The following is a 24505-nucleotide window of genomic DNA, read 5'->3' as shown; positions in this document are numbered from 1 at the left end:
TCTGAGCAGGTTCGCTTGTCCTGATCATGGCGAACCACTAGGTCTGATGCAGCTTCTCGTAACCGGATATCTCATGACCGATACGCTTGCCCTGCTCAAGCTGCGCCGCTCGGTGCCGCCGCAATTCCTGACCGCGCCCGGCCCCGATGCCGGCCAGCTGAACGACCTCCTGACGATCGCCGCGCGCGTTCCCGACCATGGCAAGCTGGCGCCCTGGCGCTTTATCGTGTTCGAGGGCGCAGGCCGCGACAAGGCCGCCGATATCGTTGCCGAAGCCTTTAAGACCAAGAACCCGCAGGCGGATGCAGATAAGGTCGCCTTCGAGCGCAGTCGTCTGATGCAGGCGCCGGTCATCATCGCCGTGGTCTCGACTGCGAAACCGCATGTCAAGATCCCGGAATGGGAGCAGGAACTCTCGGCCGGTGCCGTCTGCATGAACCTGCTGGTGGGTGCGCAGGCGATGGGCTTCGGCGCCTCCTGGCTGACGAACTGGTTTTCGTTCGACCGCGACGTGCTTTCCGCCTTCGGGCTGGCAGAAGGCGAGCGCATGGCCGGCTTCATCCATATCGGCACGCCGACGACCGTTCCCGCCGATCGCGAACGGCCTGTCCTGGCCGATATCGTCAGCCATTTCGGAGCCTGAGCGATGATCTACTCGACGGCTTTGCAGGATCACGGCCTGCCGCACGATCCGTTCAAGGCGATCGTGACGCCGCGCCCCATCGGCTGGATCTCGGCCGTGAATGGCAAGGGCGAGGTCAATCTCTCGCCCTACAGTTTCTTCAACGCGGTCTCGTCGCGGCCGCATATCGTGATGTTCTCCTCGGAGGAGAAGAAGGACGCGATCGCCTTCGTCGAGGAAACCGGCGAGTTCACCTGCTCGCTCGTGACGAAGGCCCTGGCGCAGCAGATGAACATGACCTCGGCGCCGCTGCCGCGGGGCCAGAGCGAGTTCGCCCATGCCGGACTCGCCATGGCGGAGTCGAAATTCGTCAAGCCGCCGCGCGTGGCCGCGAGCCCCGCCGCGCTGGAGTGCAAGCTGCTCTCGGTGCAGCAGCTCAGCGATCTCGACGGCAAGCTGCTGCCGCGCTGGATGGTGCTGGGGCAGGTCGTCGGCATCTATATGGACGACGCCTTCATCAAGGACGGCCGCTTCGACACGGCCGGCGCCAACCCGATCGCGCGCTGCGGCTATGCCGATTATGCCGAGGTCGACAGTCTGTTCTCGATCATCCGTCCGCCCGGGGGCTGAAGCGCGCTGTGCCCCGCCGCGACGAGCCCGACGAGGACTGGAAGACGACAGTCAACCTGCTCGGCATCATCGTCGCGCTGCTGCTGCTGGGGGCAGGGGTCTGGCTGATGTTCGAGCTCGACCGGGCGCGCAAGGCGCAGGACTGCCTGTCCTCGACGATGCGGCACTGCCGGCAGATCAGGGCGCCGTAAGCGGCCCTTTCGCGCGATATTCGCCCATCGTCGCCAGCGCGGCGTTGATCGTGGCGGCATCGAGCGCGACGCCATCTGGCAACGTCAGGCGCGGCGGCTCCAGCGTCACGACGGCGCCGGGTGCGATCGTCTCGACGGCGCGCTGCGCCCGGGAGACGCAGCCGCCGCAATGCATGCCGGACATCTCGAAAACGTGAGTCATCGGAATCACCTGTGCGGAATTATTGAGCCAGCTTGGCAGCGCGGGCCTTCAGGCGCTGCGCCCTGACAAGATGGGGACGATCGAGCATTTCGCCATCCAGCCCGATCACGCCCATACCGGGATTGGCGGCAAAGAGCGCGATGATCGCCTCAGCCTTCGCCAACTCCGCGGGTGCCGGCGCGAAGATCTCGTTGGCGGGCGCGACCTGCGCCGGGTGGATCGCCATCTTGCCGGTAAAGCCGTCGCGCCGCGCCGCGATGCACTCGGCGCGGAAGGCGGCATCGTCGCGGAAATTGGTGAAGACGGTGTCGAGCGCGTCGACCTGCGCGGCGGCGGCGGCAAACAGCGTCAGCGAGCGGGCGAGCCGGTAGGGATCGGCATAGGCGCCGTCGGTCAACCGATTGGTCTCGGCGCCGAGATCGGCGGAGAGGTCCTCGGCGCCCCAGGTCAGGGCTGCGAGCCGGTGCGTCGCGCCGGCATAGCTGCCGAGGCCGAAGATGCCCTTGCCGGTTTCGGTGGCGATCGGGATGATGCGGGTCGTGCCGTCGGGCAGGTCGTTCTCGGCCTCGCGCACCGCGATCTGCGCGGCGAGATGGCCGACATCGACGCCGCCCTCGGATTTCGGCAGCATGATCGCGTCGGGCGCGCCCTGCATCACCGCGTCGAGATCGGCCGGGGTCAGCCCGGTCGAGAGCGCGTTGACGCGCACGATCAGGAGCGGGCGCCGCTCCAGCTTGCGGGTCTCGGCGAGGAAGTCGAGCGTGATCCGCCGCGCCTCCTGCTTGGCGTCGAGCGCGACGGAATCCTCCAGGTCGAGAATCAGCGCGTCGGCGCCGCACTCCAGGCCCTTCTGCTGCTTCCTGGGGCTGTCGCCTGGTACGAACAGGAGCGAGCGCATCAGGCGGTCGCCGTGCCGGCGGGCGTATGCCGGCGCATGAAGGCCTGGCGGCGGCATTGCGCCACCAGCGTGCCGTCCTGCTTGAAGGCCTTGTGCTGGAACTCGACGATGCCGGCATCGGGCCGCGAGCGCGACTCGCGCTTGGCGACGATCTCGGTGGTGCAGTTGATGGTGTCGCCCTCGAAGAGCGGGGCGGGGAAGGTGACGTCGGTCATGCCGAGATTGCCGATGGTCGTGCCGACCGTGGTGTCGTTGACTGAGATCCCGATCATCAGGCCCAGCGTGAACAGCGAGTTCATCAGCGGCTGGCCCCATTCGGTCTCGGTCGCGCAGAAATGTGCATCGATGTGAAGGGGTTGCGGGTTCAGCGTCATGTTGGAGAAGAGCATGTTGTCCATCTGCGTGACGGTGCGTGTCAGGCGGTGCTCGATCACCGTTCCGACCTCGAAATCCTCGAAAAAGATGCCGCCGCGCTTGTGGCGCCTGGTCTCGCTCATCGACGTCTCTCCCATTGTCTCTTGCGCTGCCGGCCAAGGCCGGCATGACCGCGCTTTAACGGTTCGCTTACCATAACCGGGCCAGTCTCCACACTGCGCTTCACGCCAGATGGTGGCGGCTGAGTCCGAGAGTTTCGATGTTCCTGTTCAGCACGCCGCCAACCCGCGAGACTCAAGCTCCAAACCCGATCGTCAGCGCCATTCGCGACGGCGCCGCCAAGACCGGGGCCGGCTTCGACTACCTGCTGAAGACGGCGCAGCGCGAATCGTCGCTGGAGCCGGATGCCAAGGCCAAGACCTCAAGCGCGACCGGGCTGTTCCAGTTCATCGAGCAGACCTGGCTGTCCATGGTCAAGCAGGAAGGACCCAAGCAGGGTTTGGGAAACCTAGCCAACGCGATCAGCGAGACCGGCGACGGCCGTCTGACGGTCTCCGATCCCGCCGCGCGCGAAAAGATTCTGCAGCTTCGCAATGACCCGCAGGTCGCCTCGGTGATGGCGGGCGCGCTGACCCAGAAGAACCGCGACCAGCTCGCCTCGTCGCTGGGACGCCAGCCCCACGCGGGCGAACTCTACATGGCTCATGTCCTGGGCGCACGCGGTGCGTCGGATTTGATCCGCGGCGCCGCCAGCGACCCGACGCGCAGGGCCGCCAAGGATTTCCCCGATGCCGCGGCAGCCAACCGCAACATCTTTTTCGACAAGGCGGGCAAGGCGCGCACGACTCAGGAGGTCTATGGCCTGCTGGCGGCGAGCCACGCCAATACGCAGCTTGCAGCCACCACGGCCGCTGCGAGCGCGGCCGGCGGCGCTCAAACCGGAGGGGCGGCCGGCGACCAGCCCGTGCCGATCGCGGCTGCGCTGGCGCCCGGCCGGGCGCGCGGGCTGATCGGCCTGTTCTCGACGGAAGGCTCGCGCGAGCCGGTGTCGAAGGCCGTCGCCAATCTCTGGACCACACCGCGCAGCGGGGGCACGCGCCTCGCCTCCCTCGACCCCGCCGATCGCTATTTCCCGCGCCAGAGCGCAAACGACGCGACGGCTGCCGCACCTGTCGCGGCCACGGCTTCTCCAACCGCCGCTTCGCCGTCCGCCTCCGCGCCGCGCGCGGTCGCCGCTCCCGCGCCGCCCTCGCGCCCGGTCGAACTGACGCAGCCGAATGCGGCGGTCGCGGCCAAACCGGCCGCAAAGGCCCGTCGTGCGCCGCTCGATCTCTCCTCCTTCATGACGATGCGAGGCCGGACATGATCGTCCGCCGCTTCCTGCTCTGGGCCCGCACCGCCAATGCCGAGGCGCGCGCGCAAGGCGCGCAGGCGCTGGCGGCGGCCTATCTGCGCTCCGGCATGGCCGACGAGGAGCGGCGCGAGGCCGAGACGGCGCTGATCTTCCTCGTCGACGATCCCTCGCCGCTGGTGCGCCGCGCCATCGCCGAGGAGATGGCGGCCGCGCCCCGGGCGCCGCGTACCCTGATCCTCAGCCTGATCGCCGACCAGAGCGATGTCGGCGCGCTTGTGCTGGCGCATTCGCCGCTGTTGAGCGAGGCCGACCTCGTCGATGCTGCGGCCGTCGGCGACGCGCTGGCGCAGCGTGCGATCGCGATGCGGCCCTATCTGCCGCTCGGCGTCGCGGCCGCCCTGACTGAGGTCGGCTGCGAGGAGGCGCTGCTGACGCTCGCCGCCAACCGCACCGCCGAGATTCCCGACTTCTGCTTTGAGCGCATGTTCGAGCGCATGCCCGATTCGGGCACGTTGCGCGAGGCGCTGCTCGCCCGCGCCGACCTGCCGGCGGGGCTGCGCCAGGCGATCGCGGCAAAAATGTCCGAGGCGCTGGCCGATTTCGTCAGCGGCTGCGGCTGGCTCACGCCCGAACGCAGCGCCAGGCTTGCGCGAGAGGCGACGGAGCGTGTGGCGGTCGCACTTGCCGCCGGCGGCGAGGACAGCGATGCACCGGCGATCGTCGAGGTGCTGCGCGCCCATGGCCGCCTGACGCCCAGCCTTATGCTGCGCTCCCTGCTCAGCCGCGAGCCGGCGCTGGCGGAAGCCGCCTTCACCATGCTGTCGGGGCTGCCTGCGACACGGGTCGCGGCGCTGCTGCGCGGCCAACGCGGTGCGGGACTGTCGGCGCTCTATCGCAAGGCCGGATTGCCGGCCGCGCTGCAGCCGGCCTTTACCGCAGCGATCCTGGCGCTGAATGCGCAGGGCTTCGACCAGGGCGGCGGCGGACGCGGCATCGACCGGACGATCCTGGCGCAGGTGATGATCGCCTGCGAGGCGCTGGACGGCCCCGAGGGCGACGCCCTGATGGGCCTGCTCCGGCGCATCGACGCCGAGGCCGCGCGCGAGGAGGCAAGGGCGATGGCCGATTCGCTGGCCGACGACGCGGCGTTCGCCTTTCTCGTCGAGGCCGACCCGTCGCTGCTGGTCGAGCTGGAGGATGGGGATATCAGGCAGGCGGCGTAGGGGTTGCCTGACGGGTCGTTGCGTACTTGCCGATCGTTCCCACAGCCAGACCACCCGCACCGAAAACCCCGTCCGGCCTGAGGCCTCGGGGTTTTCGGGCAGGCGTAATCCCGAAGGGGATGCGCGGGGCCTTGTGGCGTCGCAGCGGGCGGCTGCGTGCCGATGTCGATGTCGATGTCGAAGTGTCGAGGCAGCGCCGTCTGGCGCCACCCGACCCCGCGCGCGGCTGTCTTTCGGTTCCGCTCGTCGCCCATTAAGGTCGGGCATGACCGGGATTGCTGAAGGCCCCGGCGGCGAGCGGCCCCTCCATGGCTGAGACCCGCAACGGCCGAACCCATGAAAACCGCAAACCCCGCCCGGCCGCACGATGCCTCGCGACAGCCCCCTTGGTCGGGCGGAGCGGGGGCAGGATAGGGGTGGGGCGGGGGGGCGGGGATAAAGTTTTGTCGGGAAGCACGGCCGCCTCTTCCCTTGGGGGAGAAGGTGGCGCGCAGCGCCGGATGAGGGGTCGCGCCGAGCTATCATGTTGATACAATGGCGTTATCGGAGAGCGTGGAGCGACCCCTCATCCGTCAGCGCTTCGCGCTGCCACCTTCTCCCGCAGGGGGAGAAGGGAGAGTGCCCTTCGCGGATGGCGCGGGAAGCCCGTTGTTTTGGCTTCATGGCATACCGGAATTCGGCTCGCCGGACTTGGCGCCCGGTTGCGGCTCGGCTGCTACCAAAGTTCGGTTGTCGCCGCATCGCAACGGATTAATGTCGGTGGCGCCGTACGGGCGAGCGAGGACGATGCCATGTCCAACGATGCTTTTGCCGTTGCTGCCATTGTCGCCGTCTTGCTTCCGACTTTGTACTTCCTGATCGCGTCGCCGACCTTCCTTCTCGCGAAGCTCGAAGACCCTGTCGTGACGTGGCTGCTGCGAGGCCTGTTCAGCGTTCACTTTCGACTGATCTGCATCGGTTCGGTCATCGGAATCATAGCTCTCGTGATCGCCGGCCGCCCGATTTTTACGATCGGCCCCATCGGGATTGCGGTTCTGGCAATCGCGATGCGGCGGTGGTTCCTACAGAATATGGATGCCGAACTGGCGGCACGGGACGCCGGAGACGCGTCTGCTGTGCGCCGACTTCGCAAGCTGCATTGGCGCGGCATGGCCTATAACGCGATGCAGTTTGTCGTGATCGTCGCCAGCACTCCGCTGATTTTCGCGACGCCCAGCTAGCTCCCCTCAATACCCGAACTGCTCCCGCAAAATCCGCTCGTCGAGGCTGTGTCCCGGATCGTGCAGCATTACGAGATCCACCGTCCTGTCGATCGCGATCGCCACCGAGACGACGTTTTCGATCTGGGTGTGGTCGGCGACCGCGCTGACCGGGCGCTTTTCTGATTCCAGCACCTCGATCGTGACCTGCGCGTGGTCGGGCAGGAGGGCACCGCGCCAGCGCCTGGGGCGGAAGGCGGAGATCGGGGTCAGGGCCAGCAGCGGAGCGTCGAGCGGCAGGATCGGGCCGTTGGCGGAGAGGTTGTAGGCGGTCGAGCCCGCCGGCGTCGCCAGCAGCACGCCGTCGGCGACGAGTTCGGTCAGCCGGACCTGGCCGTCGACGGAGATGCGCAGCTTGGCGGCCTGGTAGGACCGGCGCAGCAGCGAGACCTCGTTGATTGCTCTCGCATGGACCTCGCGGCCGTCCTTGTCGATCGCACGCATCGAGAGCGGGTGGACGACGGAGCGCTGGGCGGCATCGAGCCGGCGGCTTAAGCCCCGCTCGCGGAACTCGTTCATCAGGAAGCCGACCGAGCCGCGATTCATGCCGTAGATCGGCGTGGCCGTGCCGAGGAAGCGATGCAGCGTCTGCAGCATCAACCCGTCGCCGCCCAGCGCCACGACGACCTCGGCTTTGGCCGGTTCGGCATTGCCGTAGCGTTCGGCGAGCTTCGCCAGCGCGGCCTGTGCCTCGGGCGTCTCGCTGGCGACGAAGGCAATGGCGCGGGAACGCTCGGTCATCACGGGTCCTGAAGGCGGGCGTGCCAGGCAATGGCGGAAGTGCTTAGCACGTCGCAGGTGAAGGCCGCGAGACGGGAGGAGGAAAAACGGGAGCTACGCTTCTTCCACCCCAGAGCCCTCATCCTGAGGAGCGATCCAAAGGATCGCGTCTCGAAGGATGCTTCAGCAGGCGCTGGCCGAGCGAACTGGAGCACCCTGCGAGACGCCTTCGCGTCTCCTCAGAACCCGGCCCGAAATGAACTGAGTGATTTGAACGGCTTCGTGTTTGTCGTCCGAGGGTCGTCATTCCGGGCGCAGCGCAGCGGAGACCCGGAATCCATGCCTGACCGTCTCAAGACCAGAGTTCCGGCAGGGATTCCGGATCGGCGCTGCTAAAGCGGCTTGTCCGGAATGACGGTCCGTTGGCGTGAAACGTCATGCGAAGACACTGAAATCGTTCAATTCATTTTCGGGCCAAGCTCTCAGGACGAGGGCTCGGAAAGCCATGCGGCTGTCGAACGTAAAAGGCCGGGGCGAACCCCGGCCTGCTCGTCTCGTTGGGAACGAGCGACGCTCAGATCGCCGTGCTCCACTGCACCGGCACCATCTCGAAGCCGTTGCCGGATTTGGCGATGTGGCCCGTCGCGGGGAAGGGGGCGTGGTAGAAGGCGACCTGCATCTTGTCGGCCGAGACCATGTCGAGCAGCTTGCGGCGGGTCGCTGCGGCCTGCGGGCCGTCCATGTCGAACACCGCCGACCAGTCTGGATTGCGTACGAACAAAGCCGGGTGGTTGGTGGTGTCGGACATGATCATCATCTTGCCCGAGCCCGAGGCGACCGCGAAGGCGGTGTGGCCCGGCGTATGGCCGGGCGCCGCGACCGTGGTGATGCCCGGCAGAATCTCCTTGCCGGCCTCGAACTGCTTCACGTCCTTGGCGACGGGGCCGAAGACCCGGCGGACGCCGGCGAAGGCGCCCTTCATGGCCTCGGGCGCCGCATTCATCTTGGCGTCGTCCATCCAGAAGGCCCATTCGGCCGCCGGCACCATGACCTCGGCATTCGGGAAGACGGCGGTGCCGTCCTTCAGGCGGAAGCCGTTGATGTGGTCGCCGTGGAAATGGCTGAAGACGACGGTGGAGACGTCCTTGGGATCGAAGCCGGCCGCCTTGAAGTTGCTGATCCAGGCGCCGGAGGTGGGGGCCCCGGAATCACCGTTGCCGGTGTCGATCAGGGTCAGCTTGCCGCCGCTCTGGATCGCGAGCGTGGTGAAGCTGATGTTGAGCGCGTCTGCGGGCAGGAAGGCGTCCGCCATCGCCTTCTTGACATCCGCGAGTTCGGCGTTGCGCACGAAACCTTCGAGCGGCCGCTTGGCAAAGCCGTCATTGATGGCGGTCAGGGTGATGTCGCCGATCTTGTAGCGGTAGAATCCGGGCGCCTGATTCACGGGAGTTCCTTGCGCTTGGGCCGGGCTGATGCCGGCGTTGAGGTCGAAGGCAGTGGCGGCTGCGAGCGCGCCGGCGCCGGCCAGCATGGCGCGGCGCGAAGGTTCAAAACTATGCATCATCATCTCCCCTCGGCCTTGCTCGGCCGTTCGTTGCGCAACGTAGCGGGCCATGCGTGCGCTTCAACCATTCCGGAGTTGCGCAGGGTCACCTTTCCGTGAACGGGTGGGGTGATCCAGATGCCCGGTCTGCATCGCCTCACTTGCGCAGAAGAGCCCGCACGTTCTCGACCGGCTCGCTCCGGGCAAATGCGCGCAGCATTGCCGCGCAGAGCGCCAGCGAGCCCAGCGCGCCATTGCCCGAGCATTCGGCCACAAGCGCCTGGAAGGCGGCGCCGTTGTCGCCGCCGAGCGATTGCAGGCTCCAGCCCCATTCGGGGGCCTTCTGTCTCAGTATGGAGACGGCGACGTCGATATCGGCGCTGACGGTGCCGAGCGCCTTCCAGAGCGCGCCCTGCTGATAGATGCCGCCGGCGGGAGCACGCCGGCTGACGAGATGCGTCGGCTTGCGGCGGACCGTGAAACCGAGCGCCTCGTAGATTTCGGCATCGAGCGTGCGATCGGGCTTGCTCGCCGTTTCACAGCGCTGCGCCAGTTCCAGGAGGTGTTGCGATCGTTCCATGGTCATCTTGAAGGAGAGGTTTCCGGCCTCGTGGCTGTGGGGTCTGAATCAGGCAAGATGCGGGCCGGCCGAGCGGCTGGGCACGCCAAGTGTGGCTTGTGGACGATAATGCCGGACCGCCACAACCTCAAATTTCAGGGTGGAGCGGAGTGCGGACCCTCTTTCGGGTCGAAAAAATCGATTATGCTGCGTTGCAACAAAAGCCATTGTTCGTGGTTGGGGGTGCAGGTCGGCGCCGGTTTGGTCGGCGACCGCAGGGACCCTCGAATGCGCAACATTGCCGATACCATCGCTCGCCTGAATGCCGCCCGCGGCATGGGCCGGGCCTCGACGCAATCCTCCCGCCTCGCCGAGATCACGGATTTCGGCACCAACCCGGGAGCGCTGAGGGCGCATAGCTATGTGCCGGAAGGCTTGCCCCGTAGTGCGCCGCTGGTCGTCGTGCTGCATGGCTGCACCCAGACGGCGGCGGGATACGACCACGGCTCGGGATGGTCGACGCTGGCCGACCAGCGCGGCTTTGCGCTGCTCTATCCGGAGCAGCAGCGGGCGAACAACCCCAACCTCTGTTTCAACTGGTTCGTCCCCGGCGACATCCGCCGCGATGCGGGCGAGGCGCTTTCGATCGCCCAGATGATCGAGACGATGGTCACGACCCATCGCCTCGACGCGCGGCGGGTCTTCGTCACGGGCCTCTCGGCCGGTGGGGCGATGGCGTCGGTAATGCTCGCCACCTACCCGGAAGTCTTCGCCGGCGGGGCGGTCATCGCGGGGCTGCCCTTTGGCTGCGCCGCCTCGGTTCCCGAGGCGCTCGACCGGATGCGCGGCCACGGTCTGCCCCGAGGCGAAGTCCTGCAAAGCGCCTTGAGGGATGCCTCGGACCACGACGGCCCCTGGCCGACGGTCTCCGTTTGGCATGGCACGCGCGATGCCACGGTGTTGCCCGTCAATGCGGATGCGGTCGTCGCGCAATGGCGAGGCGTTCATGGGGTCGGCCCGAAGCCGACGGAGACGGATACGGTCTCCGGTCATGTCCGGCGTGTCTGGCGCGACGCTTCGGGGGCTGCCAAAATCGAGGAATTCCAGGTCGCCGGCATGGGGCACGGTACGCCCTTGCGCGCGGGGGACGGCATCGGTGCGCCCGGAGCCTTCATGCTCGACGCTGGACTGTCATCGACGCGCCATATTGCGGACTTCTGGCAGCTGCCCGAGATTTCCGGTGCGGTGGATCGGGCGCACGAGACGCCAACGCCGAAGATCGTGGCTCCGCGCCCCAATCCGGGCGGCAGGGCTTCCGCGGATGGCCCGCCCGCCAATGCCGTCGCGGCCGGGGTCGGGAAGGTGATCGAAGACGCGCTGCGAGCGGCAGGTCTGATGCGATAGAGCGTCGTTGAAGAGCCGCGACGCTGTCTGCACCGGATCGCGGCGAAGATGGTGCCGGCGGAGAGGATTGAACTCCCGACCTTCGGTTTACAAAACCGCTGCACTACCGCTGTGCTACGCCGGCCCATATCGACGGGTCAGCGGTTACCAGCCCGCAGGGTCGAGAGCAAGTTCGACGATGGCCGGCGACCGGCGCGAGGCAAGAAAAAGGCCCCGCCTGCGAAGGCGGGGCCTGATTTCGTCACATGCGATCAGATCATGTGTTTTCGTAGGTCATGATGTCGCGATCCTTGGTCTCGGGCACGAAGAGCAGTCCGATGACGAATGTCGCGAGCGCGAAGACGATCGGGTACCAGAGGCCGTAGAAGATGTCGCCCGTGCCAGCCACCATCGCGAAGGAGGTTGCCGGCAGGAGTCCGCCGAACCAGCCATTGCCGATGTGATAGGGCAGCGACATGCCGGTGTAGCGGATACGTGTCGGGAAGAGTTCGACGAGTGCCGCCGCGACCGGGCCGTAGACCATCGTGACGTAGATGATCAGCACGGTCAGGATCGCGATGACCGTCAGCGACTGTGCGTTGAAGAGCGCGCCGAAGAAGCCGGTCTTGACGATGCGGGCATCGCCGGGAGCGGGATATCCGGCAGCGACCGCTTCCCTGGCAATCGTCGCGGCGAAGGTTGCGTCGATGGCGACATCCTTGCCGTTGATCGTCACCTTGGCAGGCGTGCCGGCCGGGGCCGGCGTCTGGGTATAGACGATCGCCTGGGTGGCGAGCGCGCGACGGGCGATATCGCAAGGTGCGGTGAAGGTGCGGATGCCGACCGGATCGAAGACCGAGCCGCAAGTGGCGGGATCGGCGACGACCTGGACCTTGACGTTCTCATGCGCTGCGGCAAGGCCCGGATTGGCGGCCTTGGTCAGGGCGCCAAATAGCGGGAAGTAGGTCAGCGCCGCGATCAGGCAGCCGGCGAGGATGATCGGCTTGCGGCCAATCCTGTCCGACAGCGAACCGAAGAAGATGAACCCGCCCGTGCCGACGATGAGCGCCCAGGCGATCAGCACGTTGGCCGAGTAGAGATCGACCTTCAGGATGCTCTGGATGAAGAACAGTGCGTAGAACTGTCCGGTGTACCAGACGACGGCCTGGCCCATGGTCAGGCCGAACAACGCGATCAGGGCGATCCTGGCGTTCTTCCAGGTGCCGAAGGCTTCGGTCAGGGGAGCCTTGGAGCCTGTGCCCTCTTCCTTCATCTTCTTGAAGGCCGGGGATTCCTGCATCTGGAGACGAATCCAGACCGAGATGGCGAGCAGGAAGATCGAGAGCAGGAACGGAATGCGCCAGCCCCAGGCGGCGAAATCGGCCTCGCCCATATTGACGCGGATGACCAGGATGACGATCAGCGAAAGCAGCAGCCCGAGCGTCGCCGTGGTCTGGATCCATGAGGTGTAGAAGCCGCGACGTCCGGGAGGCGCGTGCTCTGCGACATAGACCGCCGCACCGCCATACTCGCCGCCGAGGGCCAGGCCCTGCAACATGCGCAGCGCGATCAGGATAACCGGCGCGATCCAGCCGATGCTGTTGTAGCCGGGCAGCAGGCCGACCAGGAAGGTCGAGGCGCCCATGATCACGATCGTCACGAGGAAGGTGTATTTGCGGCCGATCAGGTCACCCAGGCGCCCGAAGAACAGCGCACCGAAGGGGCGGACGAGGAAGCCGGCGGCGAAGGCGAGCAGCGCAAAGATGGCGCGCGTATTGGGATCGAACGCCGAGAAGAAATGCGCGCCGATCATGACGGCAAGCGAGCCGTAGAGGTAGAAATCGTACCACTCGAACACGGTGCCGAGCGAGGATGCGAGAATGACGCGCTTTTCCTCTTTGGTCATGGGGCGCGGCGCGACTTTCGCCCCCGATACGTTAGCTGCCATGCTCATGGCGTACTCCCCTCGATTGTGCCCGGCAGCCGGATGATCCAGGCTGCCCGTTTGATGTCGGCTCGGTTTCTTTGAGACACGATGCCACGAATCGCCGGGGTGAGACGCGAGCCTCATTGTTCCAGCTTGAGGCAATGCAATGCGCGCGCGAGACTGGCAGCGCAATCAGGCACTTGGTCTTGCACCTTTCGGTTTAAGACGAATGTCGAATGCGGCGCGAGGCATCGACATCGCCGCGCTTGGAATTGCGTTCACCGGGTCTATAGTCGCGTCCGGAGGCCTGACAAGATGCGGGTGGAGGATGCGCCGATGTTGCGCGGCTTGACGATTGTCGCTCTCGGCCTCGCCGGAGCCCTGCTTTTGCCTGCCGAGAGCGAAGCGGCCGGCCGGTCGGGAGTTCCGATGATGGCGGCTGGGCCATCCGCAGGCCCGGTGCTCGCCCGCAGCCATAATACCATGGGCTCCCGTGGCTTCGGCCATCGCGCCGGTCGCGTCGCGCGATTCCATGGGCGCGGCTTCATCGGCGGACCGCTGCTGCCCTTTTCCGACGCGCCGCAGATCGCGATCCTGCGCGAGGCGGAGCCCGAGCCCGAGAAACCGGTCGATCGCAACAGCTTCGCCTATCTGCCGGCGCGAACGGGAATTCCTTACCCGCCGACGCCCGATCCCATCCTGATCCGGCTGGAAGGCCGCCGGGACCGGCCCGTGTCGCGCGTGATCAGGATCGCGGGAGCGGAATCCGGAAAGGGGCCCCGCAGCCGCTTCGCCCATGCCCCGACCGGCGCGCTGTTGCTGACGGTGCCCGGGCGCTGATCAGTTTTCAGCATCGGCTTTTCCGAAAACCGGTTGCCACTTTTCGGGCCGATGCTAGGGCCTGCGGCTTGCTGCATAGAGCGCGATCGCGGTCGCGTTCGAGACGTTGAGGCTGGTGATCGTGCCGGGCACCTCGAGCCGCGCGACCTGGTCGCAGAGATCGCGCGTGCGCTGGCGCAGGCCCTTGCCCTCGGCGCCCATCACCATGACGAGCGGGCGGCGCAGCACGACGTCGTCGAATGCCACCTCGCCGTCCGAATCGAAGCCGATGCGCAGAAAGCCGCGCTTGCCGAGGTCGTCGAGCGCATCGCCGAGATTGCGCACGGCAATCAGAGGCACGTGTTCCAGCGCGCCCGAGGCCGATTTCGCCAGCACGCCGGTCGCCGCCGGCGAATGCCGGATAGTGACGATGACGGCCGACGCTGCAAAGGCAGCCGCCGAGCGCAGGATAGCGCCGACATTGTGGGGATCGGTGATCTGGTCGAGCGCCAGCACGATCGCGTCGTCGGGCAGGCTGTCGAGATCGGGCGAGGGCAGGGGATCGCAGACGAGATAAAGCCCCTGATGCACCGAATCGGGCGTCAACAGCCGGTCGATCTCGGAGGGGCGGACGAGTTCCGCCTCGACAGGGAGATCTCCGACCTCCTCCTGCAGACGCTTCAGTGCGTTCTCGGTGGCGAGCAGCCGGCGGTGCCGGCGCTTCGGGTTGCGCAGCGCCTCGATGACCGGATGAACGCCGTAGAGCACGGCCTCGTCGATGTCGCCTGGCCGATGCGGCGGCGGGCCGTCGCGACGGCTCCAGTCGTTGCGTGGGGGCTTGCCGCCCCGACTGGGACCGCCCGGCCTGCGATGATCGTCGGACATCTCGATTCCATTCCGTGCGGCACTGTTCCCGCTGCCATCGCCTGCCACGGATCGGCGCGCCCGGCTAGCCCGGCGGCGCGAGCCAGGCGTCCAGCTTGTCGCGTTCGACCTTGCGGTTCGCCTCGTCGGGGGCGAGATGGCGCGACCAGGTGACGTTCTCGCGGATGATCCTGGCGGGCATACCTGCCGCGGCGCTGCGCGGGGGGATGTCGCGGCTGGCGACCGAGCGTGTGCCCAGGATCGAACCGGCGCCGATCGTGACCCCCTTCAGCACCGAGGAATTGGCGCCAAGCCAGGCGTGGGGGCCGATAACCACGCTCTTGGGCGGGTTCAGCCAGGCGAGGTCGTCGAGGCCGATGATCGCGTGCTCGTCGGACGCAGCGATCTCGATCTCGTGGGATAGCATGCAATCCTGCCCGAGCGCGATCGCGGTCCGGTCGCCATGCACGGTCAGGATCGCACCGTTCGAAGAGCAGCCATCGGCGAGTAGCACGCCCGACTCGCGGCCCCGGACGACGATGCGCTGGAAGTGGAGCGGCCATGGCGTCGCGCCGATGACGAGCCATTGGCCGTGATGCTCCAGGCGCAGATGTCCCTGCAGAATGCTCGAGGCAAACAGACAGATGGTCTGGTCGTCATGGCCGAAGAGTTCGATCGAGATCTGGTAGCGCTGGCGCTGCTCGGCATCGAGCACGATCCTGCAGGCCTTGCCGGACGACCCTGCGATCGAGATGCCGCGCTCCTGGAGGAGACGCGCAGCCTCTGGCGTCGGCGGCAGATCGACGACCAGGGGCTGCCCCGGCACGCGCACGGCAAAACCGGGCCGGCCCGGATCGAAGCCGCATGACGCGGCGGTAGCAAATGCGCGCGCGAGCGGGCCCTGTGGTTCTGTAACGGTCATGAATGCGCGCGCTGCTCCGCCTCGGCTCCGGCAATCCATCGAACGTCCTGCCGCCGCAATTGGCCGATGTCATGGCGCAGAGTGTTGAACAGGGAGTGTAGACGGCTTGACATCGCCGCCCTGCTGGAGGAAACCGCACCTCGCCCGAAGCCGCCGGCTCAACCGCCGGTTCGGCATCGCGTGAAGAGACCATGTTCCCGACAGGGAAACATCCGGTTTCGTGGGGGAATGTCCCGAGCGGCAAAGGGGGCGGACTGTAAATCCGCTGGCTATGCCTTCGCAGGTTCGAGTCCTGCTTCCCCCACCATTTCCGATCAGAACTGCGAACCACGCCGCGCCACGCGGCATGGCTTCGCGGGTTTCTCCGGACGTTGTCGTTTGGCCGACGACGCGGATCGATCCGGGCTCGACGACGATGGCGTCGATGATCGGGGTGAGCCAGGACTTGAATCAACGAGCTTGATGACTTGGCGAGGGATCGACGTCTGGTTTTGAATCCACGATATCCGCGAAAGACATCACCGATTGTCTTGCAAGGCCAGGCTGGGCCACTTCGCATCGGCTTGGTTGATGTAAACGCTTGTCTTGGCCGACCAGGTCTTTTGCACGGCGCGGTCGTAGTTCAGATAGAGGCGACCATCGACGATGCTCCAGGCCTCGGGGTCGATCTTGACGAGATAGCCGCGCGAAGTGCCATAGGCGCAGAAGCCGCCATAGGCCGGCAGATAGCGTGCGGGATCGGCTTCGAACAGGGCCTTGTGCTCGGCGCTGGCAAAGCGCCAGACGGCGCCGCCATGCCGCACCGAGAATTCCGCCTTGCCGGGACGCGGGCCGCCGTCGCGGAAATAGGCGACCGGGTCGTAGCCGCGGATCGCGACGCCATCGCTTGAGCCCAGCGTATTGACCGGTCGGCCCGCATCGCCCCGGCTGCGGGTTGGCGCCAGCGGCATGACCGCCGCAAGGCCGAGCATTCGCATGACGTCGCGTCTGTCGAGCATGACTTGATCTCCGTTCTAAGATCGCTCAGGCCGCTCGCGCTTCGAGCGCCTCGAAGATATGGGCTGCGAGATAGCCGTAGATCGCATGGCCGACGAGGCTCATGACGGAGAGCCGCGGCACGTCGCTGAGAAGGAAATGCTGGCCGGCCAGCGGCGCGAAGAAGCCGAGCGCGATGAAGTAGGTGATCACCCCCCAGATCCAGCCATCGGTGGGCATGCCGAAGCTCTTCAGCCAGCGGGTCAGGACCCAGTAGCCGAGCGGGTAGAACAGGAAGCCGGTGGTGAAGTGCAGGAGCTTGGCGACGGGCGTCGAGAGCGTCAGGCCGAACTGATGCGCGAAGAGCGACTTGACCAGTTCCGGCGGCTCCAGCGGGTATTCCGCGAACCACGCGGTCGGCACGGCCGAAAATAGCTCCCAGAAGCCGAGGCCGGCGAAGCCGCCCAGCGCGAGGTTGAGAACGGTGCGGGAGGACGGAAGGGCGAAGCTGCGGGTCATGGTCGCTGTGGTCATGATGGTTCCTGCCTGTCTTGAGTTTCAGTGGGCGATGGCGAGAGGGGTGGCCGCGATGGCGAGTGCCGCCGTGCGGCCAGTTGGACGGCTGCGCAGCGAGGCGAGCCTGCGCGCGGCAAAAAGGTTCGAGCCGCCGCGCCGGGCGAGGCGTTCGCTCAGGATGGCGTTGGCCCGGTCGTGGCTGCCGGAGCGTAGCAGGCTCTCGATATAGGCCTGCTCGAACAGGTCGCGCTGCGCATGGCTGCCGCCGATCGCGACGAGCCCGCTGCGGGCGCCGCCGAGCAGCCGCGCCGCCTCCGCGTAATCGCCTTCGTGGAAGGCGATCAGCCCGAAGGCAGCAAGCGCGCCGCTGCGAGCCGCCTCGCGCCGCTCGCCGCTCGGATGGCCATGCCAATCCTCGACGAGGGTGCGGGCGATCGTCTCGGCTCCGTCATGGCGGCCGGCCCCGAGCAGCGAAAGCGCATAATGCAAATCGGCGAAGACGAGGCGACCGTCCTGAACGCGGCCTTCGGCCTTGGCCGCCAGCTCTTCCCAGCGCGTTCCGACATCGACGCCGGCATAGTCGAGCCTTGCCAGCAGCGAGGCGCCGTTGGCGACGTCGCGGTAGTCGTCGGTCTCCTCGCCGCGGATGTCCTCGTCATAGAGGCGCAGCACCTCGGTCGTCTCGCCGCGTTCCAGCCGGAACAGGGCCAAGTGCCAGACGATGTGGAAGCGCAGATTGTTGGCATGGGCCCAGTTGCGGCCATCACCGAGCCACGCGACCCCTTCATCGGGCCGGCCGGTCATCTCCAGGACATGAGCGACGGCGTGGCGGCCCCAGGCATCGCGCGGGCTCAAAGCGACAGCGCGCCGGCCGGCGCGCTCGGCCTCGGCATAGAAGCCCTGTTCCTCGAGCGCGAAGGCGTAGCAGCCATTGACGTAGCCGGTCAGCGGATGGGCCTCGGTAAAGCCCGGCACGACGCGTCGCAGGCTCGTGAGCATTTCGGCCTGGTCGCCGAGCATGAAGCGCAGGCCATGCGAGAGCTTCAGCGCCAGTACGTCGAAGGGATGGGCTTCGAGAATCGCCTCCAGCCGGAGCGCCGCCTGGCGCGGCGCATCGTCGAGCCAGAGCGCCAAGGCCTCGGTCACCATGCTCTCGCGCCTGGTGACCTCGCGGATCGCCTGCGAGGCCCGTGCCCTCGCCAGGCAATCGCGGGCCGCGCCAAGGAGCTCAGGTCGTGCCAGCGAGAGCAGCATCAGGCCTTTGGCAGCATGAGCGAGGCCGAAACCCGGATCCGCTTCCAATGTGCGGGCGAGATGCCCGGGCGTCTCGGCGGCATGAGCCATCAGTGCTTCGAGCGTGTCGTTCCAGGCCAGCAGGGCGGCCTCATTTGCGAGCGAAACCTGGTCGCCGGAGAGATCGTGATACATGGGCTGCTCCATTGCGGCGCCCGTGCTGGAGGCGCTTATGAGGGAGTTCGCAGGCGGCCGTTCAAACGGACATCAACTTGCTTCACGGACCCGTGTTGGCAGAGATCCGGCGACTGGCGAGCCGTCCAAGCGTGGCGACTCGGTTTTCTGCAGGACGATCTCGGGCGCAGGCCCGCTCCAGGGCGCGCGCTTGAACCAGCCGACGACGACGGCGACGCTAAGGATCAGGCCGAATCCAGTAAAGTTGAGCAGTGCGACGATGAGCTCGCTGCGCCCGGTCATGTCGGCCACGGTACCGGCGAGGCGGGCGAGCACGACGCTGGCCAGGAAGGTCGCGAGCGACTGCCGGCCGATCAGGATCAGGAGATGCCCGACCCCGATGTCGAGGCGCTGGCGATATGGCTCGATCAGGCTCAGCACGAGATAGGCCAGTGCCAGGAAATGCAGCACGCGCAGAATATGCAGGTTGCTCTTCTCGGCGCCGGGGATGATCAGGTCGCGCAGAGCCTGGGCTGCCGGCCAATGCGCCAGAATGGCCCAGAAGGAGAGTGGAATAGAGAGGACAATAAATGCGGTGGCCGCCAGCATGAGGTTTCGCTCGCCGAGACGCGGCACCGGCAGCCATTTCATGCCGATGAAGAAGCCGAGGAAGAAGATGAGTTGCCATGCGAAGGGATTGAGGAACCAGCCGGCGCCGTTCCAGGGATTGCCCGGCAAATTGATGTCGCAGATCCAGACCAGCGCGTAGAGCAGCCCGACCATCAGGAATGGCAGCACAGTGTGGACGCGCCTCAAGACCATCGCCAGCGGCACCAGCGCCAGGATGACGAGATACATCGGCAGGATGTCGAGATAATCGGGCTGCCAGGTCAGGGTCACCAGGCCGAACAACGCGCCCTCGGGATCGCTGAGCAGCATCGGGAAGCGGGCGGCGAGCTCAGCAAGGCCGAAAGCACGATCGAACAGGGTCGCGAGCGCGATCAGCGCCAGGACGAGGCCGATCTGCGCCCAATAGACCTGCCAGATCCGGTAGGCGATGCGGGCCGTGCCGAGCAGAAGCCCACGCCGGACGAAGACGCTGCCGAAGGCGAGGGCGCTGGCGATGCCCGAGCAGAACACAAAGAGCTCCGCACCCGAGGAAAAGCCGAAGCGAGCCGGGATGAAGGCGTTCCAGCTGTTCTCCGGCAGATGCGCCACCAGAATGATCAGCATGGTGATGCCGCGGAAGAAGTCGAGCCGCTCGTCGCGCGGACGCTTCGCCTTGTTCGGGGCCTCAGCCATCAGAAGGCTCCCTCATAGTCGCGGGCATCGATGCGGCAGGCGAGCAGCGTGAACCCGTCACGCTGGAAAGCGGCTTGCGCCTCGCGCCTCAGGCCGTCGCGATCGACGATCGCCACGCCATGTCCGCCCATGGCCTGCGCCACCGCGACGAAATCGGTCGCGCCGAAATCGACGCCGGCACGCTTCAGGTCGAGCTGGCGCTGCTTCAGCGCGATCAGGCCCAGGCTCTCGTCGACGAGCAAGGCGATGACGACCGGCAGTTTAAGGTCGCGCAGCGTGGCGAGTTCTCCCAGCACCATTTCAAGACCGGCATCGCCGACGAAGCAGAGTGTCGGCCGGCCTGAGCCGAGCGCCGCACCGGTCGCGAGCGGCAGGGCGCAGCCCATGGTGCAGAGCCCCGTCGATTGCAGCAGGCGGCGCGGTCCGTCGCATTCCCAGATCTGGCTGAGCAGGATTCGATGCGCGCCGGAATCGGCCGTCGCGACGGTGTCTACCGGCGCGACCGAGCGTAGCGTTTCGAACACGGCATGTGGCCCCCAGTCGGAGGGCGCAGCAAAGGCCTGCCGAAAACGGGTGCGGATGGTCCCAGGCTCACCGCCCGGCCAGATGTTGCCAGGCATGCGGGCGTCCGCGAGCAGGGTCAGGATCGCGCCGACATCGCCCTCGAGCCTCAAGGTCGCGCCATGCATGCCATGCGGCATATCTTCGGCAACGATATCGATGACGCGCTTGTCCGCCGGCCAAGGGTTGCGCCAGCCCTGCCGCATCTCGATCGGGTCATAGCCGGACAACACGATCAAGTCGGCCGCGTCGATCAGCGGCTTCACGATGGCGTCGGCTTTTGGTGAGAGACCGACGCCGCCGATGACGCGATGATCCTGCTCAGGCACGAGCCCCTTGGCCTTGTAGGTGGTGAGCAGCGGTGCGCCGGTACACAGCAGGAACCGGTCGAGCGCGGCGGCGCCGCCCTGATTGACGAGGTCCAGCCCGGCAATGACCAGCGGCCTCCTCGCGTTTGCAATCAGCTCGCGAGCCGCGGCGAGATCGGCCGTGATGACGGCCTGTCGTCTTGGTGTGGCGGGCGGCTCACGTCTCTCCGTGCGGGCTTCCGCGACCGAGATCGGCAGGTCGATATGGACCGGCCCGGGCCGGCCTCGCCTGGCGATAGCGATCGCCTTCTCGATGACCAGGTCCTCGGTGCCGGGGGCGGCGCGAAAGCTCGCCTTGACCAGCGGGCGCAACACGGCCTGGTGATCGAAGACCTGATGCGTGAAACTCTCCGCGAGGGCCTGATCGACGCAGCCGGTAATGAAGATCAGCGGCACGCGGTCCTGCTGCGCATTGGCGACGACATTGACCGCATTGGCGACGCCGGGCCCCAATGTCGCGACAAGGACGGGCAGAGCGCCCGTGGCATGCCAGAGGCCTTCGGCCATGAAGCCTGCAGCATTTTCGTGCTTGGCGAGCAGGAAATGGATGCCGGCGCGCTCGAGCGCATCGACGAGCGCCAGGACCTCGCCGCCAGGAATGCCGAAGGCGTGGGTTGCGCCAGCGGCAGCCAGCCGGGCGGCGAGAAGATCGGCGCCGGTAACGCGCTCGGTCGCAGCCGCCTCGTCTATCCGTTCGGCTGAGCTGGTATCACGGCGCATGGCATCTCTCCGGCATTCCGCGGCAGCGGCTCCGCGCGAGAGATCGCACCATCAGGCGCGTCGGTTACACCCTCACGGAAACGTGAGCTTCGCGCCCGTGGTTGCCGGGCGCGCGTCGTCCTTCATGGTCAGTGTCCAGGCGCGCTCGATCCAGGCCGCATCGGCCATGTGTCCACCCGCATGCAGGCAGAGCTCCAGCCTGGCCGGCCCGCCGCAATCCTGCGCAATCCGGCAAGTCAGCGTCTGCGGTGGTCTGGCCCCCTCGACCTCGGCCGCCCATGTCGCCGTGCAGCCGGGCGCCAGTATGGCGAAACTCTTGAACACATCACCCTGCTTGTAGCCGGAGCGTAGCGAGCGACCCGCCAGCGGGACGGTCACGTCGCTCGTGCCGTGGACATGGCTCAGGTTCGGGCGTGGGCCGGCGCAGTCCTGCGGCAGCGGCTCCCAGAAAGCGCCCGCGATCGGCGCGAAACCGGCGAAGCGCGCCGGGATTTGGCACGCAAGATTCCAGACCATCGAGCCGCCTTGCGAAAAACCGCTCGCCATGATGCGGCCGGGATCGACGGGAAAGCGTTTGGAGACATCGTCGAGGACATGGCCGACATAGGCGAACTCGTCGCGGTTGCGTCCGGGCGAACCGGGATAGGACCAGGTCCGACCCATGCCGTCAGGCGCGATCAGGCCGACGCCGAGACGCTGCACCACCGCAACCAGCGCCTCGTCCGCGACGGTCTCCTCGGCCGAACCCTGGTAGCCGTGGAAATACATGATCGCGCCGGTTCGCTGGCCGGCTTTCGGTAGCGGCGGCAGGATGATGCGATAATGCCCACCCTCGACCGGGCAGCCGCGTTCCGCCGGGCAGGCATCGTGCGGCTTCGGCTCCCGTGCCCAGCCGGAGCCGAGCGTCGCGAGCGCGATGGCGACCGTCATCGGCCATCGAGAAGAATGCCGTCTCACCGCCATCTCGAACGATCTCCGGCCGCGGGCGCTCGAACGGCCTCCGCGTTTGCGAGCCTATCGGCAGGGCCGGCAATTCACACTGCCCGGTCGCGGGGTTGTGAGCATCGTATCGGCATGCGACGGAATATGCGGCCTCCGCCGCCTTCCGGGAAAGCGCTCCAAGCCCTTGTCGCTCGCCGAACTCGAAACGCAGTTGCGACCTGTTTTCCTGGCTGCGCTTGGTGGCGATGCCGCGGCCTACCGGCTTTTCCTCGACACGATCAGCGCCCGCCTGCGGGGCTATATTAGGCAGATGCTGGCGCGCGCCGGACGCAGCGAGGCGAGCGAGGCCGAGGATGTGCTGCAGGAGACGCTGCTGGCCCTGCACCTTTCCCGCCACACCTACGATCCGACGAGTCCGGTGACAGCCTGGGCGCATGCGATCGCCCGCTACAAGCTCGTCGATCATCTGCGCCGCAGCGGCCGGCACGCCGGAAACCTGCCCATCGACGACGAGACCCATCAACTTGCGGCGGCGCCTGAAGGCGCGGCCTCCGATGCCAGGCTCGATCTGACGCGAGCGCTGCAAGCCTTGCCGGAGCGCACACGCAGGCTGATCGACCAAGTCAAGATTCAGGGCGGCAGCGTCGCCGAGGCTGCTAACGCGGCTGGCATGACCGAGACGGCCGCCAAAGTCGCGATCCATCGCGGCCTGCAGGCGATGGCCCGATTCCTGTCGAAGCGCGGCACGGGACCGGCATGATTCCATGCGATATGGCAGCCCCGTAACCTTTCGCCGGCTCGACGCGAACTCCCTTCTGAAGCAGAGCGCATCGCCATCGACATGCAAACCGACGACCTGATCTCCGTCATGACCGCGAGCCACCAGCCGGTGGATACCGGCCGGCTGCGCCGCGCGACCTGGCTCGCCGCGCTCATCGCGCTCGCGATGACGATCGGACTCGTCCTGCTGACACTCGGCGCGCGGCCGGATTTGGCCAAGGTCTGGATGACGCGGCCTGTTCTGGCCAAGGCGCTGCTCGGCGCCAGCGTTGCGACGATCGCGCTGGTGCTGTTTCAGAGGAGCCTGCGTCCAGGCTTGAAGGCTGCCAAGTATCTGCCGGTGGTCGTGGTTCCGCTGGTGCTGGCCGTGGGCTGGGCCCTGCTGACCCTGGTACAGGCTCCCAGCGAGCAGTGGAGTACGCTGATCTTCGGCCGCTATTGGCGCGCCTGCCTCGTCGCAGTGCCGCTATACGCACTGCTCCCTCTCGTCGTGCTGTCGTTGCTGGCCCGCCACGGTGCACCCACCGACAGGACCCTCACCGGAGCATGCGCCGGTCTCGCCTCGGCCGGGCTGGCGGCGGTCGCCTACAGCCTGCATTGCCCGGACGACACGGCGCCGTTCCTGGCGACCTGGTACACGCTTGCGATCGCCGTCATCACCAGCCTGGGCGCGCTCGTCCTTCCTCGCTTCTTGCGCTGGTGACCTGCGACGGGCATCCAGGGGCACACTGCTCCTTTCAAAACGCCGGATCTTCGAGGATTACATCCGCGGTTTGTTGATAGTGGCGCTCCAGCAACCCGACGGCGCGATCGACCTCTCGGTCTAGCACCGCCGTCACGATGGCCTGGTGTTCGTCAGCGACCTTGCGGGTCGGGAACGCCCGGCGGATCGAGACGCGCCGGTAGCGATAAAGCTGATCGGCGAGATGCTCGCAAAAGCCGATCAGCGGCGTGGAGCCGCACTGGCCGATCAGCACGCGATGAAATGTCCGGTGCAGCCGCTCCCATTCCGGATTGTCCTCGAACTGGTCGGGATTGAGCGAGCGGGGCGTGCGGCCTAGGCGGTGATGGGCGACGACCAGCGCCTCCTCCCAGGCAGGCGTCGCGGCTTCCATCGACTTGCGCAGGGCCAGTGCCTCGAGCCAGCAGCGCGTCATCGTCAGTTCCTGAAGCTCCGACCGGCTGACGGGGGAGACCAGGAACCCGCGCTGCTCGCGCACCTCCACCAAGCCTTCGGAGGTCAACCGGTTCAGCGCCTCGCGCAGCGGCGTCTGTCCGGCCTGATAGGCCTCCATCAGGAAGCGCATCTGCAGCTTCTGTCCCGGCTTCAGCCGCCCCGAGAGCAGATCCTCCCTGAGTTTGTCGTAGAGATCGAGCGTTCGGGTCGAGGGGGCGGGCTGGGTCATATGGACGGGTTCGGCCTCGGCTGGATCGGACCCCGAC

At 66.9% G+C, this 24505-nt stretch carries 26 protein-coding genes and 2 tRNA genes; 11 read left to right on the top strand and 17 right to left on the bottom strand.

Annotated features, from left to right (window positions below; translation table 11 throughout):
- Positions 1-73: 73 nt before the first annotated feature.
- From AXW83_RS09020 to AXW83_RS09010, 3 genes are read left to right on the top strand one after another with little or no spacing between them, the layout of a single operon-like run.
- A complete protein-coding gene (locus AXW83_RS09020; protein WP_066620167.1) occupies positions 74-643 on the top strand; it encodes a nitroreductase family protein in 570 nt (189 codons plus the stop codon).
- Positions 644-646: 3 nt separating this feature from the next.
- Complete coding sequence (locus tag AXW83_RS09015) at positions 647-1252, top strand: flavin reductase family protein (protein WP_066612466.1); 606 nt, start codon at positions 647-649, stop codon at positions 1250-1252.
- A gap of 8 nt (positions 1253-1260) precedes the next feature.
- Positions 1261-1443 carry a hypothetical protein gene (locus tag AXW83_RS09010; RefSeq protein WP_066612465.1) on the top strand — a complete coding sequence of 61 codons (183 nt, stop codon included), beginning with the start codon at positions 1261-1263 and terminating at the stop codon, positions 1441-1443.
- On the opposite strand, the gene AXW83_RS09005 is transcribed toward AXW83_RS09010, so the two are convergent.
- The 3 genes from AXW83_RS09005 to AXW83_RS08995 are packed head-to-tail and all read right to left on the bottom strand — an operon-like array spanning position 1430 to position 3040.
- Complete coding sequence (locus tag AXW83_RS09005) at positions 1430-1645, bottom strand: heavy-metal-associated domain-containing protein (RefSeq protein WP_156639892.1); 216 nt, start codon at positions 1643-1645, stop codon at positions 1430-1432. The genes AXW83_RS09010 and AXW83_RS09005 overlap by 14 nt on opposite strands.
- 19 nt (positions 1646-1664) lie before the next feature.
- Complete coding sequence (locus tag AXW83_RS09000; protein WP_066620166.1) at positions 1665-2543, bottom strand: HpcH/HpaI aldolase/citrate lyase family protein; 879 nt, start codon at positions 2541-2543, stop codon at positions 1665-1667.
- Positions 2543-3040, bottom strand: coding sequence for a MaoC family dehydratase (locus AXW83_RS08995; protein ID WP_066612463.1), 498 nt, complete (start codon positions 3038-3040; stop codon positions 2543-2545). The genes AXW83_RS09000 and AXW83_RS08995 overlap by 1 nt, the downstream gene beginning before the upstream one ends.
- 137 nt (positions 3041-3177) lie before the next feature.
- Here AXW83_RS08995 and AXW83_RS08990 point away from each other — a divergent pair, with 137 nt between their 5' ends.
- From AXW83_RS08990 to AXW83_RS08980, 3 genes are all read left to right on the top strand, one after another.
- Positions 3178-4284 carry a hypothetical protein gene (locus tag AXW83_RS08990; protein ID WP_066612462.1) on the top strand — a complete coding sequence of 369 codons (1107 nt, stop codon included), beginning with the start codon at positions 3178-3180 and terminating at the stop codon, positions 4282-4284.
- A complete protein-coding gene (locus tag AXW83_RS08985; protein WP_066612460.1) occupies positions 4281-5495 on the top strand; it encodes a DUF2336 domain-containing protein in 1215 nt (404 codons plus the stop codon). The genes AXW83_RS08990 and AXW83_RS08985 overlap by 4 nt, the downstream gene beginning before the upstream one ends.
- Before the next feature lie 791 nt (positions 5496-6286).
- A complete protein-coding gene (locus AXW83_RS08980) occupies positions 6287-6715 on the top strand; it encodes a hypothetical protein (protein WP_066612456.1) in 429 nt (142 codons plus the stop codon).
- Positions 6716-6721: 6 nt separating this feature from the next.
- Here the strand turns inward: AXW83_RS08980 and AXW83_RS08975 are convergent, their stop codons facing one another.
- The 3 genes from AXW83_RS08975 to AXW83_RS08965 form a co-directional block, all read right to left on the bottom strand.
- Complete coding sequence (locus AXW83_RS08975; RefSeq protein WP_066612454.1) at positions 6722-7495, bottom strand: NAD kinase; 774 nt, start codon at positions 7493-7495, stop codon at positions 6722-6724.
- Positions 7496-8048: 553 nt separating this feature from the next.
- A complete protein-coding gene (locus tag AXW83_RS08970; protein WP_066620163.1) occupies positions 8049-9035 on the bottom strand; it encodes an MBL fold metallo-hydrolase in 987 nt (328 codons plus the stop codon).
- A gap of 139 nt (positions 9036-9174) precedes the next feature.
- Entirely contained in the window at positions 9175-9597 is a 423-nt protein-coding gene (locus AXW83_RS08965) for a hypothetical protein (RefSeq protein WP_156639890.1), read from the bottom strand.
- A 267-nt stretch (positions 9598-9864) separates the two neighbouring features.
- On the opposite strand from AXW83_RS08965, the gene AXW83_RS08960 reads away from it, so the two are divergent.
- Positions 9865-10980 (top strand): extracellular catalytic domain type 1 short-chain-length polyhydroxyalkanoate depolymerase, encoded by a 1116-nt coding sequence (locus tag AXW83_RS08960; protein ID WP_066612450.1) that lies wholly within the window; start codon positions 9865-9867, stop codon positions 10978-10980.
- A gap of 49 nt (positions 10981-11029) precedes the next feature.
- Here AXW83_RS08960 and AXW83_RS08955 read toward each other — a convergent pair.
- Positions 11030-11104: transfer RNA gene (locus AXW83_RS08955), tRNA-Thr, on the bottom strand.
- Between the two features lie 132 nt (positions 11105-11236).
- Positions 11237-12913: an MFS transporter gene (locus AXW83_RS08950; RefSeq protein WP_066612449.1), complete on the bottom strand. Its 1677-nt coding sequence runs from the start codon at positions 12911-12913 to the stop codon at positions 11237-11239.
- 309 nt (positions 12914-13222) lie between these two features.
- On the opposite strand from AXW83_RS08950, the gene AXW83_RS08945 reads away from it, so the two are divergent.
- A complete protein-coding gene (locus AXW83_RS08945; protein WP_156639888.1) occupies positions 13223-13726 on the top strand; it encodes a hypothetical protein in 504 nt (167 codons plus the stop codon).
- A gap of 54 nt (positions 13727-13780) precedes the next feature.
- Here the strand turns inward: AXW83_RS08945 and rlmB are convergent, their stop codons facing one another.
- Complete coding sequence (rlmB, locus tag AXW83_RS08940; protein WP_066612445.1) at positions 13781-14590, bottom strand: 23S rRNA (guanosine(2251)-2'-O)-methyltransferase RlmB; 810 nt, start codon at positions 14588-14590, stop codon at positions 13781-13783.
- Positions 14591-14654: 64 nt separating this feature from the next.
- Complete coding sequence (locus tag AXW83_RS08935; protein WP_066612443.1) at positions 14655-15491, bottom strand: acyltransferase; 837 nt, start codon at positions 15489-15491, stop codon at positions 14655-14657.
- Between the two features lie 222 nt (positions 15492-15713).
- On the opposite strand from AXW83_RS08935, the gene AXW83_RS08930 reads away from it, so the two are divergent.
- A tRNA-Tyr gene (locus AXW83_RS08930) sits at positions 15714-15798 on the top strand.
- A gap of 211 nt (positions 15799-16009) precedes the next feature.
- On the opposite strand, the gene AXW83_RS08925 is transcribed toward AXW83_RS08930, so the two are convergent.
- The 6 genes from AXW83_RS08925 to AXW83_RS08900 form a co-directional block, all read right to left on the bottom strand.
- Entirely contained in the window at positions 16010-16489 is a 480-nt protein-coding gene (locus AXW83_RS08925) for a YHS domain-containing (seleno)protein (protein ID WP_066612441.1), read from the bottom strand.
- Between the two features lie 25 nt (positions 16490-16514).
- Entirely contained in the window at positions 16515-17000 is a 486-nt protein-coding gene (locus tag AXW83_RS08920) for a DUF6789 family protein (protein WP_066612438.1), read from the bottom strand.
- Between the two features lie 24 nt (positions 17001-17024).
- On the bottom strand, positions 17025-18410 hold the full coding sequence (locus tag AXW83_RS08915; RefSeq protein ID WP_066612437.1) for a tetratricopeptide repeat protein: 1386 nt from the start codon (positions 18408-18410) through the stop codon (positions 17025-17027).
- A 72-nt stretch (positions 18411-18482) separates the two neighbouring features.
- Positions 18483-19691, bottom strand: coding sequence for an OpgC family protein (locus tag AXW83_RS08910; protein WP_066612436.1), 1209 nt, complete (start codon positions 19689-19691; stop codon positions 18483-18485).
- Positions 19691-21340, bottom strand: coding sequence for a thiamine pyrophosphate-binding protein (locus AXW83_RS08905; RefSeq protein ID WP_066612435.1), 1650 nt, complete (start codon positions 21338-21340; stop codon positions 19691-19693). The genes AXW83_RS08910 and AXW83_RS08905 overlap by 1 nt, the downstream gene beginning before the upstream one ends.
- Before the next feature lie 72 nt (positions 21341-21412).
- A complete protein-coding gene (locus tag AXW83_RS08900; protein ID WP_066612434.1) occupies positions 21413-22270 on the bottom strand; it encodes a CE1 family esterase in 858 nt (285 codons plus the stop codon).
- 196 nt (positions 22271-22466) lie between these two features.
- Here AXW83_RS08900 and AXW83_RS08895 point away from each other — a divergent pair, with 196 nt between their 5' ends.
- Both AXW83_RS08895 and AXW83_RS08890 read left to right on the top strand, forming a co-directional pair.
- On the top strand, positions 22467-23042 hold the full coding sequence (locus AXW83_RS08895; RefSeq protein ID WP_066612433.1) for a sigma-70 family RNA polymerase sigma factor: 576 nt from the start codon (positions 22467-22469) through the stop codon (positions 23040-23042).
- Positions 23043-23123: 81 nt separating this feature from the next.
- Positions 23124-23765 carry an NrsF family protein gene (locus AXW83_RS08890; RefSeq protein WP_066612431.1) on the top strand — a complete coding sequence of 214 codons (642 nt, stop codon included), beginning with the start codon at positions 23124-23126 and terminating at the stop codon, positions 23763-23765.
- Between the two features lie 34 nt (positions 23766-23799).
- On the opposite strand, the gene AXW83_RS08885 is transcribed toward AXW83_RS08890, so the two are convergent.
- Positions 23800-24468: a GntR family transcriptional regulator gene (locus AXW83_RS08885; RefSeq protein WP_066612430.1), complete on the bottom strand. Its 669-nt coding sequence runs from the start codon at positions 24466-24468 to the stop codon at positions 23800-23802.
- Positions 24469-24505 lie beyond the last annotated feature (37 nt).

It is taken from the genome of Bosea sp. PAMC 26642 (assembly GCF_001562255.1).
Taxonomy (GTDB): Bacteria; Pseudomonadota; Alphaproteobacteria; order Rhizobiales; family Beijerinckiaceae; genus Allobosea.
The sequence above is the reverse complement of the archived record's forward strand: the minus strand, read 5'-3'. Positions and strand labels throughout refer to the sequence as shown.

What these genes read in the sequence shown, in the direction of transcription:
- AXW83_RS08960 (WP_066612450.1), top strand. Translation starts at nt 9,865, where the DNA reads ATGCGCAACATTGCCGATACCATCGCTCGCCTGAATGCCGCCCGCGGC.
- AXW83_RS08925 (WP_066612441.1), bottom strand. Translation starts at nt 16,489, where the DNA reads ATGCTCGACAGACGCGACGTCATGCGAATGCTCGGCCTTGCGGCGGTC.
- AXW83_RS08915 (WP_066612437.1), bottom strand. Translation starts at nt 18,410, where the DNA reads ATGTATCACGATCTCTCCGGCGACCAGGTTTCGCTCGCAAATGAGGCC.
- AXW83_RS09005 (WP_156639892.1), bottom strand. Translation starts at nt 1,645, where the DNA reads ATGACTCACGTTTTCGAGATGTCCGGCATGCATTGCGGCGGCTGCGTC.
- AXW83_RS09020 (WP_066620167.1), top strand. Translation starts at nt 74, where the DNA reads ATGACCGATACGCTTGCCCTGCTCAAGCTGCGCCGCTCGGTGCCGCCG.
- AXW83_RS08910 (WP_066612436.1), bottom strand. Translation starts at nt 19,691, where the DNA reads ATGGCTGAGGCCCCGAACAAGGCGAAGCGTCCGCGCGACGAGCGGCTC.
- AXW83_RS08965 (WP_156639890.1), bottom strand. Translation starts at nt 9,597, where the DNA reads ATGGAACGATCGCAACACCTCCTGGAACTGGCGCAGCGCTGTGAAACG.
- AXW83_RS08950 (WP_066612449.1), bottom strand. Translation starts at nt 12,913, where the DNA reads ATGAGCATGGCAGCTAACGTATCGGGGGCGAAAGTCGCGCCGCGCCCC.
- AXW83_RS08985 (WP_066612460.1), top strand. Translation starts at nt 4,281, where the DNA reads ATGATCGTCCGCCGCTTCCTGCTCTGGGCCCGCACCGCCAATGCCGAG.
- AXW83_RS08975 (WP_066612454.1), bottom strand. Translation starts at nt 7,495, where the DNA reads ATGACCGAGCGTTCCCGCGCCATTGCCTTCGTCGCCAGCGAGACGCCC.
- AXW83_RS08890 (WP_066612431.1), top strand. Translation starts at nt 23,124, where the DNA reads ATGCAAACCGACGACCTGATCTCCGTCATGACCGCGAGCCACCAGCCG.
- rlmB (WP_066612445.1), bottom strand. Translation starts at nt 14,590, where the DNA reads ATGTCCGACGATCATCGCAGGCCGGGCGGTCCCAGTCGGGGCGGCAAG.
- AXW83_RS08900 (WP_066612434.1), bottom strand. Translation starts at nt 22,270, where the DNA reads ATGACGGTCGCCATCGCGCTCGCGACGCTCGGCTCCGGCTGGGCACGG.
- AXW83_RS08935 (WP_066612443.1), bottom strand. Translation starts at nt 15,491, where the DNA reads ATGACCGTTACAGAACCACAGGGCCCGCTCGCGCGCGCATTTGCTACC.
- AXW83_RS09015 (WP_066612466.1), top strand. Translation starts at nt 647, where the DNA reads ATGATCTACTCGACGGCTTTGCAGGATCACGGCCTGCCGCACGATCCG.
- AXW83_RS08970 (WP_066620163.1), bottom strand. Translation starts at nt 9,035, where the DNA reads ATGCATAGTTTTGAACCTTCGCGCCGCGCCATGCTGGCCGGCGCCGGC.
- AXW83_RS08920 (WP_066612438.1), bottom strand. Translation starts at nt 17,000, where the DNA reads ATGACCACAGCGACCATGACCCGCAGCTTCGCCCTTCCGTCCTCCCGC.
- AXW83_RS08905 (WP_066612435.1), bottom strand. Translation starts at nt 21,340, where the DNA reads ATGCGCCGTGATACCAGCTCAGCCGAACGGATAGACGAGGCGGCTGCG.
- AXW83_RS08990 (WP_066612462.1), top strand. Translation starts at nt 3,178, where the DNA reads ATGTTCCTGTTCAGCACGCCGCCAACCCGCGAGACTCAAGCTCCAAAC.
- AXW83_RS08980 (WP_066612456.1), top strand. Translation starts at nt 6,287, where the DNA reads ATGTCCAACGATGCTTTTGCCGTTGCTGCCATTGTCGCCGTCTTGCTT.
- AXW83_RS09000 (WP_066620166.1), bottom strand. Translation starts at nt 2,543, where the DNA reads ATGCGCTCGCTCCTGTTCGTACCAGGCGACAGCCCCAGGAAGCAGCAG.
- AXW83_RS08995 (WP_066612463.1), bottom strand. Translation starts at nt 3,040, where the DNA reads ATGAGCGAGACCAGGCGCCACAAGCGCGGCGGCATCTTTTTCGAGGAT.
- AXW83_RS08885 (WP_066612430.1), bottom strand. Translation starts at nt 24,468, where the DNA reads ATGACCCAGCCCGCCCCCTCGACCCGAACGCTCGATCTCTACGACAAA.
- AXW83_RS08945 (WP_156639888.1), top strand. Translation starts at nt 13,223, where the DNA reads ATGTTGCGCGGCTTGACGATTGTCGCTCTCGGCCTCGCCGGAGCCCTG.